This window comes from Microbacterium sp. XT11 (genome assembly GCF_001513675.1).
GTDB lineage: Bacteria > Actinomycetota > Actinomycetes > Actinomycetales > Microbacteriaceae > Microbacterium.
The window spans coordinates 439,049-455,048 of the sequence record NZ_CP013859.1 but is presented as its reverse complement, the minus strand read 5'-3'; the positions used below and the strand labels follow the sequence as shown (position 1 = coordinate 455,048).

Annotated in this window: 15 protein-coding genes; 8 read left to right on the top strand and 7 right to left on the bottom strand. The window is 69.3% G+C overall.

The window, feature by feature from the left end:
• Positions 1-206 precede the first annotated feature (206 nt).
• From AB663_RS02255 to AB663_RS02230, 7 genes are read left to right on the top strand one after another with little or no spacing between them, the layout of a single operon-like run.
• Complete coding sequence (locus AB663_RS02255; protein WP_083511060.1) at positions 207-1,907, top strand: ABC transporter substrate-binding protein; 1,701 nt, start codon at positions 207-209, stop codon at positions 1,905-1,907.
• Positions 1,908-1,949: 42 nt separating this feature from the next.
• Positions 1,950-2,939: an ABC transporter permease gene (locus tag AB663_RS02250; protein ID WP_067195336.1), complete on the top strand. Its 990-nt coding sequence runs from the start codon at positions 1,950-1,952 to the stop codon at positions 2,937-2,939.
• Between the two features lie 3 nt (positions 2,940-2,942).
• Positions 2,943-3,851 carry an ABC transporter permease gene (locus AB663_RS17290; protein WP_198147907.1) on the top strand — a complete coding sequence of 303 codons (909 nt, stop codon included), beginning with the start codon at positions 2,943-2,945 and terminating at the stop codon, positions 3,849-3,851.
• Complete coding sequence (locus tag AB663_RS17285) at positions 3,848-4,690, top strand: ABC transporter ATP-binding protein (protein ID WP_198147906.1); 843 nt, start codon at positions 3,848-3,850, stop codon at positions 4,688-4,690. The genes AB663_RS17290 and AB663_RS17285 overlap by 4 nt, the downstream gene beginning before the upstream one ends.
• Positions 4,687-5,475, top strand: a complete 789-nt coding sequence (locus AB663_RS02240) for an ABC transporter ATP-binding protein (protein ID WP_067195334.1) — start codon at positions 4,687-4,689, stop codon at positions 5,473-5,475. The genes AB663_RS17285 and AB663_RS02240 overlap by 4 nt, the downstream gene beginning before the upstream one ends.
• Positions 5,472-6,737, top strand: a complete 1,266-nt coding sequence (locus AB663_RS02235) for a hypothetical protein (protein ID WP_067195331.1) — start codon at positions 5,472-5,474, stop codon at positions 6,735-6,737. Before AB663_RS02240 ends, AB663_RS02235 begins: the two co-directional genes overlap by 4 nt.
• Positions 6,721-7,908 (top strand): ROK family transcriptional regulator, encoded by a 1,188-nt coding sequence (locus tag AB663_RS02230; RefSeq protein ID WP_067195328.1) that lies wholly within the window; start codon positions 6,721-6,723, stop codon positions 7,906-7,908. The genes AB663_RS02235 and AB663_RS02230 overlap by 17 nt, the downstream gene beginning before the upstream one ends.
• A gap of 7 nt (positions 7,909-7,915) precedes the next feature.
• On the opposite strand, the gene eda is transcribed toward AB663_RS02230, so the two are convergent.
• The 7 genes from eda to AB663_RS02195 are packed head-to-tail and all read right to left on the bottom strand — an operon-like array spanning position 7,916 to position 13,443.
• Positions 7,916-8,539 (bottom strand): bifunctional 4-hydroxy-2-oxoglutarate aldolase/2-dehydro-3-deoxy-phosphogluconate aldolase, encoded by a 624-nt coding sequence (gene eda, locus AB663_RS02225; protein WP_067195326.1) that lies wholly within the window; start codon positions 8,537-8,539, stop codon positions 7,916-7,918.
• Positions 8,536-8,937: a D-ribose pyranase gene (gene rbsD, locus AB663_RS02220; RefSeq protein WP_232304606.1), complete on the bottom strand. Its 402-nt coding sequence runs from the start codon at positions 8,935-8,937 to the stop codon at positions 8,536-8,538. The genes eda and rbsD overlap by 4 nt, the downstream gene beginning before the upstream one ends.
• Entirely contained in the window at positions 8,930-9,652 is a 723-nt protein-coding gene (locus AB663_RS02215; protein ID WP_067195319.1) for an SDR family oxidoreductase, read from the bottom strand. Before AB663_RS02215 ends, rbsD begins: the two co-directional genes overlap by 8 nt.
• A 57-nt stretch (positions 9,653-9,709) precedes the next feature.
• Positions 9,710-11,188 carry a xylulokinase gene (locus AB663_RS02210; RefSeq protein WP_067195316.1) on the bottom strand — a complete coding sequence of 493 codons (1,479 nt, stop codon included), beginning with the start codon at positions 11,186-11,188 and terminating at the stop codon, positions 9,710-9,712.
• Positions 11,188-12,159 (bottom strand): shikimate dehydrogenase family protein, encoded by a 972-nt coding sequence (locus AB663_RS02205; RefSeq protein ID WP_067195314.1) that lies wholly within the window; start codon positions 12,157-12,159, stop codon positions 11,188-11,190. Before AB663_RS02205 ends, AB663_RS02210 begins: the two co-directional genes overlap by 1 nt.
• A complete protein-coding gene (deoC, locus tag AB663_RS02200) occupies positions 12,156-12,845 on the bottom strand; it encodes a deoxyribose-phosphate aldolase (protein ID WP_067195311.1) in 690 nt (229 codons plus the stop codon). Before deoC ends, AB663_RS02205 begins: the two co-directional genes overlap by 4 nt.
• Complete coding sequence (locus tag AB663_RS02195) at positions 12,838-13,443, bottom strand: glucose-6-phosphate isomerase family protein (RefSeq protein WP_067195308.1); 606 nt, start codon at positions 13,441-13,443, stop codon at positions 12,838-12,840. Before AB663_RS02195 ends, deoC begins: the two co-directional genes overlap by 8 nt.
• A 119-nt stretch (positions 13,444-13,562) precedes the next feature.
• Here AB663_RS02195 and AB663_RS02190 point away from each other — a divergent pair, with 119 nt between their 5' ends.
• Entirely contained in the window at positions 13,563-15,995 is a 2,433-nt protein-coding gene (locus tag AB663_RS02190) for a glycoside hydrolase family 2 protein (RefSeq protein ID WP_067195304.1), read from the top strand.
• Positions 15,996-16,000 lie beyond the last annotated feature (5 nt).

Genomic DNA, 16,000 nt, shown 5'->3' with positions numbered 1-16,000 from the left:
GGACCGACCGGGAGAGGAAATCCGGTAGTACGACTACGAACTTGTGTCGTGAAGGACCGTACCGGAGCCGCATACGCGCTGACAAGACCCGTTCTCGAACCCATTTCTGTAGTGGGGCTACCCAATTCGACTAATTTCAGGTACTTTACTTTTCGCCGGGCGCCCCGCCCGACGTCGCCACATCGACGTGTCGGAAAGGAACGACGATGATCCTCCGTACTCCCTGGTCCCGTAGTCGCTGGTCCCGTAGTCGCTGGTCCCGCGGCGCGGTGCCGCTCGCCGCCGGCGCCGTTGCTCTCATCCTCGTCACCGGCTGCGCTCCGCAGGGTGGTGACGACCGCGGCATCTCGATCTCGACGGGCGCCATCGGCGACATCACGAAGAACTTCAATCCGTTCTCGCCGAATGTCCTGCAGCCCACGCTGGGAGCCATCTACGAGCCGCTCTTCTTCTACAACAACCTGTCGGTGGGCGAGCCGAAGCCGATGCTCGGCACGGAGTACTCCTGGAACGACGAGGCGACCGAGCTGACCATCCAGGTGCGCGACGGCGTGACCTGGTCGGACGGCGAGGCGCTCACCGCAGACGACGTCGCCTTCACCTTCGACCTCATCGCCGCCACCCCCGAGATCAACACGATCGGCTACTCCGGCTCGGCAGAAGCGGTCGACGACGACACCGTCGTCGTCACCTTCGACGAGCCGTCGCTGCCGATCGGACCGGAGCTCATCGGACGCACCGCGATCGTTCCGGAGCACATCTGGTCCGAGTTCGACGACGTCGCCAACTTCGTCAACGAGGAGCCCGTCGGAACGGGACCGTTCACGCTGTCATCGTTCACGCCGCAGAGCTACGTGCTGAAGAAGAACCCGTCGTACTGGCAGGAGGGCAAGCCCGCCCTCGAGACGCTGCGCTACGTCTCCTTCGCGAGCGGCGATGCGGCCACCACCGCGATGGTCAACGGCCAGCTCGACTGGAACACCGGTCTCGTCCCGGACTTCAGCGACGAAGTGGAGTCGAACCCGACGCTGAACCAGATCAACACGCCCATCAATCAGACGGCGTGGATCGCGTGTGCCGACGTCTCGCTCGGCTGCACGGGGCCGCAGACCGACCCGGCCGTCCGACGGGCGATCAGCCTGGGCATCGACCGCCAGGAGATCATCGACATCGCCTTCGAAGGGCTGGGCGGCGCGGTCTCTCCGGCGATGCTGCTGCCCGAGCGCGACGCCGACTACATCGCTCCCGACCTCGAGGACACGACGGGGCCCCACGCCGATCCGGCCGCGGCCGCAGCGGTGCTCGAGGAAGCGGGATGGACCCGTGGCGCCGACGGCGTGTACGAGAAGGACGGCGAGCGTCTGAGCGTCACCGTGCAGATGCCGCAGGAGTGGACCTCGTATGTCACCGCCGTCGAGGTCGCCTCGCAGCAGCTCGCCGACATCGGCATCGATCTCAAGCCCGAAGCGCTTCCGGGCGCGCAGTGGAACGAGAACCGGTTCTCCGGCGAGTTCTCGTTCACCATGGACGGCGTCTACCAGGGCCCGTCGGCAGACCCGTACTACATCTACGCGAACTACTACACGACGGCGGCGACCGCGCCCGTCGGCGAACAGGCTCCCACGAGTTACTCGCGCTACACCGACCCCGAGGTGGACGCTCTGGTCGATCAGGCCCGAGTCGAGGTCGACCCGGAGCGCCGTCGTGAGCTGTACTTCGATATCCAGCGGATCATCGCGCCCTCCATGCCCTACATCCCCGTGCTCGTCGTGCCGACGGTGACCTACTACAACACCGACGATGCCACGGGCTGGCCCACCGAGGACGACCTCTACGCGTTCCCCGCGGCGTGGTCCATCTGGAACCTCGGCGTCGTCGCGGCCAACCTGCAGCCGGCCGGCGAGTGAACCGGTGAGGATGCGGCGTCGAGTCCCGGAGGAGACACGGGGATGAAGTACTACGGAAAGAAGCTGGCGTTCTACGGCATCGCGCTCTGGGCCGCAGTGACCCTGAACTTCTTCATTCCGCGCCTGCTGCCGGGCAATCCGGTCGACATCATGCTCGCGAAGCTCGCGCAGAAGGGCCCGGTGAGCCCGAGCGCGCGGGCGAGCCTGGAGCTGCTGCTGGGCACCGACGCCGATGTTCCCGTGTGGGAGGCGTACCTCGGCTATCTCCGCAACGTGCTCTCCTTCGATTTCGGCCCCTCGATCACGTACTACCCGACGCCGGTCGTCGACGTGATCTCGCAAGCGCTGCCCTGGACGATCGTGCTGGTGGGGGTGTCGACCGTGCTCTCGTTCGTGTTCGGCATCACCCTCGGCACGATCGCCGGGTGGCGTCGCGGCGGCTGGCTCGACAACCTCATCCCCGTCACGACGATGCTGCAGGCGGTGCCGTACTTCTGGATGGCGATCATCCTGGTCTACCTGCTGGCCGTCATCGTGCCGATCTTCCCGGCTTTCGGCGGGTACGACATCTACCGCACCGTGCCGGGATGGTCCCCCGATTTCATCGGCAGTGCCGTGTTCTACGCATGCTTGCCCGCGCTCACGATCGTCATCAGCTCCTTCGGAGGGTGGATGCTGGGCATGCGCAACATGATGGTCGCGACGCTGTCGGAGGACTACATCACGACGGCCGAGGCGAAGGGACTCTCGCCCGTGCGGGTTCGGCAGCGATACGCCGCCCGCAACGCGATCCTCCCCTCCGTCGCAGGCTTCGCGCTGTCGCTCGGATTCGTCGTGTCGGGCTCCCTGGTGACGGAGCAGGTGTTCTCCTATCCCGGCATCGGATACGCCCTGCTGCAGTCGGTGAACAACAACGACTACGCGCTCATGCAGGGACTGTTCCTCGTGATCACGCTCGCCGTGCTCGCCGCCAACCTCATCGTCGACCTCTTCTACGGAGTGATCGACCCGCGCACCCGGATCCGGAGGTAAGGGATGTCGTCGCAATCGGTCACGGCCACCCTCGCGCAGCTCTCGCCGCGTCGTCGTCGCCGGCGTCCCGTGAGCGCCAAGCTCGTCATCGGGCTCGCGATCACGGGCGCCATCGTGCTGTTCGGCCTCATCGCGCCGCCGTTCGTGGGTGATCCCTTCCGAATCCGCCCGATCGGAACGACGGCCCCGAGCGCGGAGTTCTGGCTCGGCACCACGCAGAAGGGGCAGGACATCTTCGCCCAGCTGGCCGTGTCGACGACGAACTCGCTGCTCATCGGCGTGGTCGTGGGCGTGCTGAGCCTGGTGCTGTCGGCGTTCTTCGGCATCCTCGGCGCGTACCTCGGACGCTGGGCCGACGAGGCGTTCTCGCTCATCACGAACATCGCCCTCGTCATCCCCGGTCTTCCGCTGATCATCGTCGTGTCGAGCTACGTCGAGAGCCGCGGCCTCGGCGTCGTCGCGCTCATCCTGGCGCTCACGAGCTGGGCGGGCGGCGCACGTGTGCTGCGAGCCGTGACGCTGAGTCTGCGCAGCCGTGACTACGTCGCCGCTGCCCGGGTGGCAGGGGAACGGACCTTCCGGATCATCACGGTCGAGATCCTGCCCAATCTGCTGCCGATCCTCGCATCCTCGTTCATCTTCGGCGTGGTGTCGGCGATCCTCGCCGAAGCGGGGCTGTCGTACCTCGGCCTGGGCGTGACTGCGGACTACACCTGGGGTCGCATGCTCTTCGACGCGCAGATGGGATCGGCGCTCCGAGCGGGGGCGTGGTGGTGGTTCGTCCCGCCGGGCCTGCTCATCGCCACTCTCGGCGCCGCGCTCTCACTCGTCAACTTCGCGCTCGACGAGATCGTCAACCCCAAGCTGCGGCTGCCCGCGGCTGCCCGCCCCCGTCGGAAGGCCGTCTCATGAGCGATGTCGTCTTGAGCATCGAGGATCTGCGTATCGACTACGCCTCCGATCCCGTCGTCCACGCCGTCGCCGGGGCGAGCTTCGAGCTTCGGCGGGGCGAGATCCTCGGCATCGCAGGGGAGTCGGGATGCGGCAAGACGACCCTCGCGTACGGCATCACGCAGCTGCTGAAGCCGCCGGCCGAGGTCGTCGGCGGGGCCGTCCGGTTCCTCGACGGCGACGAGTCGGTGCGCGTCGACCATCTGGAGGGCGCCGCGCTGCGGGCGTTCCGGTGGGACCGGATCTCGATGGTCTTCCAGGGGGCGATGAATGCCCTCAATCCCGTGCTTCGCGTGCGCGCACAGCTCGAGGATGTGCTGACCACCCACAGACCGGCGATGACCAAGCAGGAGCGCCGCGATCGCTGCGAGCACCTCATGCGAGTGGTCGGCGTGCCGGTGGAGCGCCTCGACGCGTACGCGCACGAACTCTCGGGCGGTATGCGTCAACGCGTCATGATCGCGATGGCGCTGCTGCTCGACCCTCCCGTGATGATCATGGACGAGCCGACCACCGCTCTGGACGTCGTGGTGCAGCGTGAGATCATCGCCGAGATCACGCGGCTGCGGGACGAGCTCGGCTTCGCCGTGATCTTCATCACCCACGACCTGCCGCTGCTGCTGGAGATCAGCGACCGCATCGCCATCATGAGGCAGGGCGAGATCGTCGAGCTGGCTCCCACCCGCGACATCTATCACCACCCGAAGGACCCGTATACGCGGGAGCTGCTCGCGGCATTCCCGAGCCTGACGGGCGAGCGGCTGCACTATGCGGGCGCAACGACGGAGGAGGACGCATGAGTGCGATCGAGGCCATCGGGCTAGGCAAGACCTATGGCACGGGCCGTGGTGCCGTCGAAGCCGTGAAGGGAGTCGATCTCACACTCGACTATGGGCGGACCGTGGCCCTCGTCGGCGAGAGCGGCAGCGGCAAGTCGACCATCGCGAAGATGCTGCTGCTTCTCGAGCAGCCGACAGGAGGGGAGATCCTGCTCGATGGCGAGAAGCCGCCGACCCGCGGGCGCGCGGCACGCGAGTACCGCACCGCCGTGCAGATGGTGTTCCAGGATCCGTTCGCGTCGCTCAATCCCTTCCACTCGATCTACCATCACATCGCGCGGCCCCTCGTGATGTCGGGCCGCGCGAGAGGGCGCGCGCAGGTGCGCCACGCGGCGAGTGAGCTGCTCGAACGCGTCCACCTCGACCCCGGTGAGTACCTGCACCGGAGGCCGCACGAGCTGTCGGGCGGGCAGCGTCAGCGAGTCGCGATCGCCCGGGCTCTCGCACCGGGCCCCCGGGTTCTCATCGCCGACGAGCCGGTGTCGATGCTCGACGTGTCGATCCGCCTCGGCGTGCTCCGCCTGCTCGCCGACATCCAGCGTCAGGACGACCTGGCCGTGCTCTACATCACGCACGATCTGGCCACCGCCCGGCACTTCTCCGACGAGATCCTCGTGATGTACCACGGCGAGATCGTCGAACGCGGCCGGGCCGACGACGTCATCCTGCATCCGCAGCACGCCTACACGAAGCGGCTCTCGGATGCGGCGCCCGACCCGCACCGTCGTTTCGCGGACGCATCGTGAGCGGCTCGGCGGTGCGGCCGCAGCGGGCCCACACGTGGGTGACCCCGAAGATCTTCGCCGACCTCGCCGACCCGGCGCCGGGTGTCGCCGCGTTCTTCGACCACTACGCGGACTGGTTCGGCCGCGTCGACGAGGTCGTCGTCACCTTCTGCGCGGGGAACGGCGATCACGTGCTCGCGTATCCGGGGCCGGGCAGCGGAACAGCGCGCTTCGACTGGGGGCGATACAACTCCTATGTCGGCACGACGGTGTCGACGCGAGATCACAACGCCCACTGGCTGCGTGTCGCACGGGAGGACCGCGTCATCGCGGGCAACCCGTATCACGCGGGACCGGCCTTCGTCCTGAGCGAGCAGGAGATGGACTACGACACGCTCGCCGCCATCTACGGCGCCTTCCGTGACGAGGGCCGGCGGCGCGGAATCCCCCTCGTGCTGCTCGAGTACCTCGAACCGGGGTCGGAGTTCTGCGCGTGCGAGTGGAAGACGCGCCGGCATCCCGAAGCGGCGTCCGGCTGGGTGGATGCCGGCGGCAACATCGCCCCTGGACTGCTCGACGTCGCGGCCGTGCTCGACGCCGACGCGGAGGCGTACGCGTCGTATCCGCAGGGCATCCCGCACGGCGAGCCGGTCGAACGGTTCGTGGCGCGTCAGATCGCCGCGTTCGTGGCGGACTTCGGTCTCGACGGCATCACGCTCGGCAATCAGTTCGGGCTGATCGGCCTCTGGCATCCCGAGCACGCCGTCGCGTCGACGCCCGAGCGACGCGCGGCGGTCACGCGGTTCTTCACCAGGCTGCGCGGCCTCTTCGACCGCGATCCGACCGAAGACGGGCGGGTCCGCCGCATCTACTGGCAGGACTCGTTCTGGCCCGTCGAGGTCGAACAAGAGGTCTGGGGGATGACCGACGAGGCCTACGCCTCTCTCAGCGGCATCATCGTCTCGAACTTCGCGGTCCTCGCGCGCGAGGAGAACATCGCGGAATCGGCGCTGAGCAAGATCGCGTTGCGCGAGCGCCTCGGGACGGACCTCGAGGTCATCTACTCGGTGGACTTCGTCGACCCCTGGTACTGGTACCGCGTCTATCTCGACTCGCCGCACTTCTGGCACCGCCAGCGCGCCGTCTACGGGGAGCTGAGTGGGATGCTGGACGGTGTCATGTTCTTCGCCAACGACACGTTCGGGCACTTCGTGATGCCCGACCCGCTCGGCACCACGCTCGCGTTGCTGCCGCGGTTCCGCGCCGATGCGTCCCGCCTCTGACGCCGACGCGGCGCCGGCGCGGCGCCCGACTCGAGCCGTCGTGCTCGAGCTGATCCGCGTGGCCGGCCCGATCAGCCGCATCGAGCTCGCCGAGGCGACCGCGCTCACGCCCGCCACGATGACCACGGTCGTACGGGACCTGATCGCGGACGGGCTCGTCGTCGAGACCGGGGTCGGCGAGCCGACCGGCGGGAAGAGACGCACGCTGCTCGAGGCTCGGCCAGACTCGCGCTACGCGATCGGCGTCGTCCTGGGGTTCGCGGGGACCTCGTATGTCGTCGTGAACGCGTGGGGCGAGCTCGTGGCCGAGCGGCCGGGGCCCGGCGCCGATCGGCTCGAACCAGCCGAAGTGGTGCGCCGCATCGCCGGGGAGGTCGACTCGATCATCGCCGAGACGGGCATCGACCGCGAGATCGTCGCCGGGGTGGGGATGGTGGTCCCCGGACCCATCGACATCGCGAGCGGCGCAGCGGTGCAGCTGCCCTCGTCGTTGCCGTGGTCGGACTTCAGCGTGCGCGACGCGCTGGCGCGTGCGCTCTCGCTTCCGGTCGTGATGGAGAACGACGCCACCGCCGCGGCCGCGGGCGAGTACTGGTCTCGGGCGACCGGCGGTCAGGGCACGTTCGCGACCATCCACATGGGCATCGGCATCGGTGCTGGCATCATGATCGCGGGCGAGCTGCTGCGGGGCATCAGCGGAAATGCGGGCGAGATCGGCCATGTCTCCATCGACCTCGACGGACCGCGCTGTCACTGCGGCAACCGCGGGTGCCTCGAGCTGTTCGCCGCACCTCCCGCAGCCGAGGAGCGATACCTCGCGCTGACCGGTGTGCGCCGTGGCTGGGCGGAGATCGCGGCACGGGCGAACGCAGGCGATGATCCGGACGCGATGATGACGGTCGGCCGTTCGGCGGAGGCGCTGGCCGTCGCCGTGACGAGCCTGGTGAACCTGCTCGACCTCGACCTCGTGGTCCTCACCGGCGCGGGGTTCGCGGGCACGGCGCCGGCCTTTGCCGAGCGGATCGGCTCGGCGCTCGCCGAGCGCTTCTTCGTGCGTCGCTCTCACCCTGTGCGTGTCGTGGCCGCCGCCGATCCCGATCGCTCCGCCGCGCTCGGCGGAGCGGCGATCGTGCTGCGCGAATACCTGGCGTCTCCGCGCCCTCCGCTGTGACGCCGCCTCAGGACGCGCCGGCCACGGCCCCGGACGCCTCGCGGGAGAGACGCTCGACCGTGCCCCAGTCGCCCGCCCGCAGCGCATCGGCCGGCACCATCCACGAGCCGCTGACGGCGAAGACCGCGGGATCGGCGAGGTAGTCGCGGGCGTTCGCCGCCGAGACCCCGCCGGACGGCAGGAAGCGGACCTCGGGGAAGGGGCCGGCGAACGCGCGGACGGCCGCGAGACCGCCCACGAGTCCGGCGGGGAAGAGCTTCAGGTGACGGATGCCGCGGCGCAGCGCGGACTGGATGTCGCTCGCGGTCGCGACGCCGGGCACGATCGGCAGGTCGCGCTCGGCGCAGCGGTCGACCACGTCGGCGTCGAAGCCGGGCGACACCGCGAAGGCGGCTCCCGCGTCGACGACCTGATCGACCTGTTCCCGGTCGATCACGGTACCAGCCCCTACGAGGATGTCGCCGCGTCCGCTCAGAGCGCGGATCGCCTCCAGACCCGCCGGCGTGCGCAGCGTGATCTCGGCGCAGCGGATGCCGCCGGCCACGAGTGCATCCGCGAGGGGGTGGGCGTTCACGGCGTCGTGCAGGACGACGACGGGCACGATCCGCTCGCCGTGCAGCGGGCCGGTCATACCGGGAACCCGACGCCTGCGGTCAGCACGACGTTCGCGTACGGCGTGTCCTCGCCCGTCCGCACGGCGAAACGGAGGTCTCTCGTCTGCTTCAGCTCCGTGTGCGACACGGTGGTCGCATCGGGAAGGTGCCGCCTGAGAGCGGTCGCGAGACCGGGATTCGCCTCCGCGAGCTCGTCGGCCACGACGGCGCTCTCCACGACGACCTCGGCGAGGATCGCCTCGAGAACGGGCACGAATCCGGGCAGGCCGTAGACCACGCGCAGGTCGACGACGGGCACCCCCGCCGGCACGGGGAAGCCGGAGTCCGTCACGGCGAAGCGGTCGGTGTGGCCGAGCGCGGCGAGGCGGCCGGCGAGATCGGCGTTCAGGATGCCCGAGCGCTTCACGTCAGGCATCCTGCGACGTCGGCGCGACCACGATCTCGCGGAAGCTGATGTGCTGCGGCAGCTGGTATGCGGTGAGGATCGCCTGCGCGACGTCCTCGGGCGCCAGCCCGCCGCCGATGCTGCGCTTGTAGTCGAGGTACCCGTCGAGGACCTCGCCGTGCGTGTGCCCGAGCAGCGAGGTGTCGACCATGCCGGGCGCGACGAGCAGCACCCGGACGCCGTACGCAGCGTTCTCCCGGCGCAGTCCCTCGGTCATCGCGTGCACGGCGAACTTCGTGCCGTTGTAGACCGTGTGGTCGCCGTACAGCTGCTTGCCGGCGATCGAGCCGATGTTGATGATGGTTCCGTGGCGGCGCTGCTGCATGCGGGGCAGCACCAGCTGGCTGTTCTTCATGAGCGCCACGCAGTTGACGTCGAACTGCTCTTGGACGAGTGCCGGATCCTGCTCGGCGACGCTCGAGAGCGCCATCAGGCCCGCGTTGTTGATCAGGAGGTCGACGGGGCCGAATCGCTCCTCGGCGCGCGCGAGCGCCGAGGACACCGCGGCGGTGTCGTTCACGTCGCAGGCGGCGAGCTCGGCGTCGGCGATGCCGAGGTCCCGCATCGGCTCGAGGCGTCGAGCGATCAGGAGAAGGGGGTGGCCGGCGGCGGCGAACGCCCTGGCGGTCGCCGCGCCGATTCCGGAGCTGGCGCCGGTGATGACGACGAGCGGATGCTGAGACATGGATTCTCCTCGAGCGGGGTGGGTCTGGGCGGGGTCAGCGGTGAGCGGAACGGACGGTCAACGAGTCGGCAGGTCGCGCAGGCCGGAGGCCGCCGCTTCGAAGCGGGCCCTGGCCAGGTCGTATGCGGCAGGATCGCGGGGCGTGATCCGCTCCGTGTGAGAATGCGCGCGATCCGCCGCGGTGTAGTCGGGCCAGACGCCCAGGCCGACGAAGACGACGGCCGCGGCGCCCAGGGTCGACGCCTGCTGCTCGACGTCGGTGCGCACGAGGGGTCCGCCGAGGACATCGGCGTAGATCGCGTTCCAGACCGCTGAGCGGCTGCCGCCGCCCGTGATCAGCAGTTCCTCGGTGCTGCCGCTCAGCTCGCGCATGAGGCGCAGGGACCGCTCGAGCGAGAAGGCGATGCCCTCGAGGCACGCGCGCACGAGGTCGGCCTGTGCGGTGCCGAGTTCGAGGCCGGCCAGAGCGCCGCGCACGGCCGGTCCACCCTCCAACGGCGTCCCGCCCGCGAGCGTGGGGACGAAGACGGCGCCGTTCGCGCCGGGCGGGCTCGCGGCCGCGGAGTCGATGAACTCGCCGATCGGCCGGCCGGGGTCGAGGAGACGGTGCAGCCAGGTCAGGCTCGTGCCGCTGCTGAACGTCGACAGCGCGCTGATGTGCATGCCTGGGATCGCGTGACGGAAGACGTAGGGGCGCGCCTGCAGATCGATCACCGGAGTGGCGCTGCTCACCGTGATCCAGCTCGACGATCCGAGTGCCGCGTAGATGCGGCCCTCCGAGGTGTCGCGGGAACCCAGGGCCATCGCGGCGTTGTCCACTGCTCCGGCGAACACGGGGACACCTGCAGGCACGCCCAGCTCTGCGGCGGCTGCCGGGAGCAGGGCGCCGATGCGATCGTGGGACTCCCGGGGCTCTGGCAGCATCGAGCGATCGACCTCCGCCGCCGCGAGGATCGCGTCGTCGTAGCCGCCGTCGGCGAGGGAGTACGCCCCGGAGCCGGAGGCCATCGAGTGGTCCGTCGCGACGACCCCGGTGAGTCGGAGGTTGATCCAGTCCTTCGACCCCAGCAGGAGCCGGGTTCTCGACCAGGTCTCAGGATCCTCGCGGCGCAGGGTGCGTACCTTGAACACCGGATAGAGCTCGGCGCCGAAGCCGTTGCCGGTCCGGCGGTACCAGTCCTCCTCGTCGGCCGCGTCGGCCAGCGGTGTCGCGTCACCGCGATCGTCCGACCAGATCGGGGTCGTCGCGGATACGAGCTCGTGGCGGTCGCCGACCTGGACGACGCCGAGGCTCTGACCGGACAGGGCGATGCCGGCGATGCGCCCGGACGCCTCCGGGACACGATCGAGGAGAACGCGGGTCGCCCGCACGATCGCATCCCACCAGTCCTCAGGGCGCTGCTCGCTGCGACCGGGGGCCGGATGCAGGGTCGGGTACTCCACGACGGCCTCGGCCAGCATCCGCGCCTCTGCATGCCACAGCGACGCCTTGCAGCCTCCTGTGCCGAGGTCGTACGCCAGCGCGAGGTCGCCCATCACGGCCTCGCGGACCGGGCGAGCTCGCCGAGCCGCTCGAACGACGGGCCGCTCGTCGGGATGCCCACGTGGAACACCTCCGCGATGACCTGCGTCCAACCGTGCACGAAATAGATCCAACCATCCTCCACCCGCAGCGCGCGAGCGTCCTGCTGGGCCCTGGCCTGATCGAGGAAGACGAGGTCGCCGCGATAATTGAGGTCCCAGGCGATCCCGTGCTCCGGGAAGACGCCGGCGTCCGTGAGCGGAGAGCCGGGGGCGTCCTTGCCGAGCCCTGTCGCATTCACGACGAGCGAGCGCGGCGGGAGCGTGGCGAGCACGCGGTCGTTGTCCTCCCTGGTCGGGGTGAGCACGTACTCGAAAGCGGTGTCGGTGTCGAGCTGTGCGTGGATCTCGCGGAGGTGGTCGAGACGGGCTTCCGAGCGGTTCGTGACGACGATCCTGGCCGGTCGGTCGGCGCCGGACTCCCGCCGTGACAGGTACCAGCTGATCGCGATGGTGGACCCTCCGGCGCCCATGCTCAGCGCATGCGCCTGCGACTGCGACCACCATCCCTCTGGCACGAAGGCGTCGAGGGCGAGACCGCTCGAGATCGGGTCCTTGGCGTGGCAGACGAGCCTGCCGTCGCGTTTGGAGATGCAGCTGGTCTCGCCCATGAGGCGGGCGAACGGATCGATCTCGTCGAAGAGGTCGGAGCACGCGTCGTACAGGTCGATCTTGTGCGTCGTCACGAGGGCGCCGAGGCTGAGCGGGTCGGCCGCGATGAACTCGACCACCCGGCGGTAGTCGTCTCGTGGGGCGTGCAGGGGCAGGTCGATCCCCTGCAGCACCGCGCCGTCGAGCCCGAGTGCGTCCGCCCACAGCGGGAACACGTGCTGGATCGACGAGCTGCCGGTGGTGACGCCGATGAAGTACAGGGTCGGCACTTCGGCGGCGCGCAGCGTGTCGGCCGAGAATGTCGGGAAGGTCATCGGAGCTCCTTCGACGCAGCTACGGCGGCGATCGCGGCTTCGGCGTTCATTCCGAACCGTGTCACACCGAGATCGGCCATCGCGGTGATGGTGTCGATCGAGCGGATGCCGCCCGCGGCCTTCAGCGACGCACGACCCGCGGCACGCTCGGCGATCACGCGGACATGCTCGATCGTGGTCGGCCGACCCGACCAGCCTGTGCCGGTCTTGATCCATGGCACGCCGGCCTCGACAGCCGCATCCACGCCGCGACGGATGTCGTCGTCGGAGAGATGGCCGACCTCGAGGATCGCGCGCAGGGGCACGCGGCCGTCGACGACGGCGACGATCTCGGCGAGCTCCGCGGCCACGTAGTCCTTCTCGCCCGACCGCAGCCGTCCGATCGGCACGACGACGTCGAGTTCTTGTGCGCCGAGCTCCAGCAGCTCCTGGGCCTCGGCCACCTTCACGGACGTCGTCGCTCCGCCGCTCGGGAAGCCCACGGGCGAACCGGCGAGCACGCCGGATCCCTCCAGGAGCGCACGCAGGTCCGCGAGCCGGTTGGGAAGCACATGCGCGCTGACGAACCTTCCGTCGCGCGCCCGTGCGGCGAGTTCCTCGATGTCGGATGCGGTGTGCTGCGCCTGGACGCAGCTGATGTCGATGTGAGCCGCGAGGTCGGCGAGCACGGCGTCGCGATCAGGCACGGTAGCCTCCGTGATCCGGGTTCGGGCGGGTGGTCCAGCCGCCATCGCCGTCGTCGACGACGAGTGTGCTCATCCCGCCGGCACGTTCAATGATGCCGTAGTCCTGTCCTGCTTCGGTCGCGTACGCGAACACGGTGACCAGGAGGTCGGTGCCGACGTTGACGCTCCGGTGCACCCAGCCGCCCGGCACATGCACGCTGATGCCAGGGCCGATGGGCAGTGCGCGGGATTCGCCGGTCACGCTGTCGAGCAGCATCACACCGGAACCGGAGATCCCGTGATAGAGCTCCGCGAATTCGGACTGCGCGTGCAGGTGCCCACGGGTCATCGCGAACTCATCCCCGATCCGTCCGGGGCGCAGCACGCTGAGCCCGACCGTGAGGGCACCGCGACCGGTGTCCGGCGTGCTGCTCTCGACCCAGTAGACCGGTTCGCCGTCGTCGGCGGCGAGGGCGGCCTCGAAGGCGGCATCCGACCTGTAGATGCCTCGCAGGTCGGCGAGGCGTTTCTCGTAACGCTCCGACGACCCGTCGAAGAGGCCGCGGTCGGCGTCGACGCGCAGGACGACGGGTTCAGCCGGATGAGCAACGGTGGGCATGCGGTGGTTCCGTTCTGTCAATGTGTAGTGATACTACGCGAACTGTGGTTCCGGCCGCAATCTGCACCTACCCTGAGCGGAAATCAGTGGATTTTCTGTAGTTGTGCTACTTCTAGAGCATGAGCTTTCGCGAACTGGATGCCGGCTGGACCTTGTCGCTCGCGGGGGGAGAAGCTCCCGAAGGGGTGCGGGAAGCGCTCACTCGGGGCATCCCGGCCCGCGTGCCAGGCGTCGTGCACACGGATCTCCTCGCGGCGGCCCTCATCGACGATCCCTATGTGGACGACAACGAATCCGCGCAGGAGTGGATCGGATATGCCGACTGGGAGTATGCCGTGGAGTTCGACCACGACGATGACGGCCATGCCCGGTACGACCTCGTCGCCGACGGGCTCGACACCGTCGCGACCGTGAGCCTCAACGGCACCGAGGTCGCGCGCACCGTCAACCAGCATCGCGAGTACCGCTGGCCGGTGGCGGAGCTGCTGCGCACGGGGCGCAACGAGCTGCGGATCGCCTTCCGTTCACCCATCGCGTACGCGCGCGAGCGCGAAGCGGTGCTCGGCGAGAGGCCACACTCCTACGTCCACCCCTTCAACGCCATCCGCAAGTCGGCCTGCAACTTCGGCTGGGACTGGGGCCCCGCCCTCGTCACCGCCGGGATCTGGCGCCGAATCGGCATCGAGGGCTGGAGCGGCGCGCGGATCGCCCGGGTCCGCCCCGTCGTCGGCGTCGACGGCGATCCTCGTCGGGTCGACGTGCACGTCGACGTCGAGCGCGAGGGGGCGGGTGGTGACCTCAGCGTCACCGCGGCGGTCGCCGGAGTCGCGGGCGAAGCGATGCTGGCAGGCGACGACACGAGCGCGGTCATCCGACTGCACGCGAAGGGTGCCGCGCTCTGGCACCCCAGGGGGTATGGCGCGCCGGATCTGCACGAGCTCGTCGTCCGCCTCGGCGGCGACGAGACCTGGGCCGGCCGCATCGGCCTCCGCACGGTCGAACTCGACGCCTCGGCCGACGAGCACGGCAGCGGATTCCGCATCATCGTCAACGGGGAGCCCGTGTACGTCCGCGGTGCCAACTGGATCCCGGAAGACACGTTCTTCCCGAGGGTCACGCGCGAGCGCCTCGCCGAGCGCTTCGACGACGCCACCCAGGCGAACATGAACCTGCTGCGGGTCTGGGGCGGCGGCATCTACGAGAGTGAGGACTTCTATGCTCTCGCGGATGAGCGCGGCATCCTCGTCTGGCAGGACTTCCTTCTCGCGTGCGCGGCCTACAGCGAGGACGAGGAGCTGTGGAAGGAGTTCGAAGCGGAGGCGAGGGATGCCGTCGCCCGCCTGACCGCGCATCCGAGCCTCGTGCTGTGGAACGGCGGGAACGAGAACATCTGGGGCTGGGTGGACTGGCATTGGCGGGAACGCCTGCAGGGTGCGACATGGGGCGAGGGCTACTACCAGGAGCTCTTCCCGCGCGTCGTCGCCGAACTGGCACCGACGACGCCGTACTCGCCGGGGAGCCCGTACGGCTTCAGCCGCTACGTGCATCCCAACGATCCTGCGCACGGCACCATGCACATCTGGGACGTATGGAACCGTGTGGACTACGACGTGTACCGGGACTACACGCCGCGCTTCGTCTCCGAGTTCGGATTCCAAGGGCCGCCTGCATGGAGCACGTTGTTCTCCGTGGTGCACGACGAGCCCGCCGACCCGTACGGGCCGCTGATGCTCGTGCATCAGAAGGCGGCCGACGGCAACGGAAAGCTGGAACGGGGACTCGGGACCCATATCGCGGCGCCGCGTAACATCGACGACTGGCACTGGGCCACCCAGCTGAATCAGGCGCGGGCCGTGCGCTTCGGGATCGAGCACTTCCGCTCGCTGCATCCGATCAATCAGGGGGCGATCGTCTGGCAGCTCAACGACTGCTGGCCCGTGATCTCCTGGGCGGCGGTCGACGGACACGGGATCCGCAAGCCGCTCTGGCACGCGCTGCGCGCCGCCTACGCCGACCGCCTCGCGACGATCCAGCCGCGCGCCGGTCAGCTCGCCCTCGTGCTCCACAACGACACGGGGGCGCCGTGGGAGGCCGAGCTCGTCGTGCGCACGCTGACCCTCGACGGCGTCCAGCTCGACGCGCGGCGGAGCACCGCCCTGGTGTCTCCCCGTTCGGCGTCGACCGTCGAGCTCGACCCCGCCCTCGACGATCCGCACACGCAGTTCGTCGTCGCCGAGCTGTCGACCGGCGAGCGCGCGTTCTGGTACGGCGCTGAGGACACACGGCTGCAGCTCGACCGTGCCGCCGTGCATGCCGTCGCCGCCGCGGTCGAGGGCGGCTATCGCGTGCGCGTGGCAGCCTCGTCGCTCGCCAAGGACGTCACGCTGCTGGTCGACAGAGCGCATGCGGATGCGCGAGTCGACCGGTCGCTCGTGACCGTGCTGCCCGGGGAGGAGGCGGACTTCCTGGTGAGGGCGCCGGAGGGCCTCGACCCGGCGATCTTCACCGATCCGCTCGTGGTGCGCTCGGCGAATGACCTCGTCCACGGCTGACGCCG

Coding starts and splice junctions, on each gene's coding strand:
- eda (WP_067195326.1), bottom strand. CDS start 8,539: ATGACCGGCCCGCTGCACGGCGAGCGGATCGTGCCCGTCGTCGTCCTG.
- AB663_RS17290 (WP_198147907.1), top strand. CDS start 2,943: ATGTCGTCGCAATCGGTCACGGCCACCCTCGCGCAGCTCTCGCCGCGT.
- AB663_RS02255 (WP_083511060.1), top strand. CDS start 207: ATGATCCTCCGTACTCCCTGGTCCCGTAGTCGCTGGTCCCGTAGTCGC.
- AB663_RS02240 (WP_067195334.1), top strand. CDS start 4,687: ATGAGTGCGATCGAGGCCATCGGGCTAGGCAAGACCTATGGCACGGGC.
- AB663_RS02205 (WP_067195314.1), bottom strand. CDS start 12,159: ATGACCTTCCCGACATTCTCGGCCGACACGCTGCGCGCCGCCGAAGTG.
- AB663_RS02230 (WP_067195328.1), top strand. CDS start 6,721: ATGCGTCCCGCCTCTGACGCCGACGCGGCGCCGGCGCGGCGCCCGACT.
- rbsD (WP_232304606.1), bottom strand. CDS start 8,937: ATGCCTGACGTGAAGCGCTCGGGCATCCTGAACGCCGATCTCGCCGGC.
- AB663_RS02195 (WP_067195308.1), bottom strand. CDS start 13,443: ATGCCCACCGTTGCTCATCCGGCTGAACCCGTCGTCCTGCGCGTCGAC.
- AB663_RS02210 (WP_067195316.1), bottom strand. CDS start 11,188: ATGGGCGACCTCGCGCTGGCGTACGACCTCGGCACAGGAGGCTGCAAG.
- AB663_RS02250 (WP_067195336.1), top strand. CDS start 1,950: ATGAAGTACTACGGAAAGAAGCTGGCGTTCTACGGCATCGCGCTCTGG.
- AB663_RS02215 (WP_067195319.1), bottom strand. CDS start 9,652: ATGTCTCAGCATCCGCTCGTCGTCATCACCGGCGCCAGCTCCGGAATC.
- AB663_RS17285 (WP_198147906.1), top strand. CDS start 3,848: ATGAGCGATGTCGTCTTGAGCATCGAGGATCTGCGTATCGACTACGCC.
- AB663_RS02190 (WP_067195304.1), top strand. CDS start 13,563: ATGAGCTTTCGCGAACTGGATGCCGGCTGGACCTTGTCGCTCGCGGGG.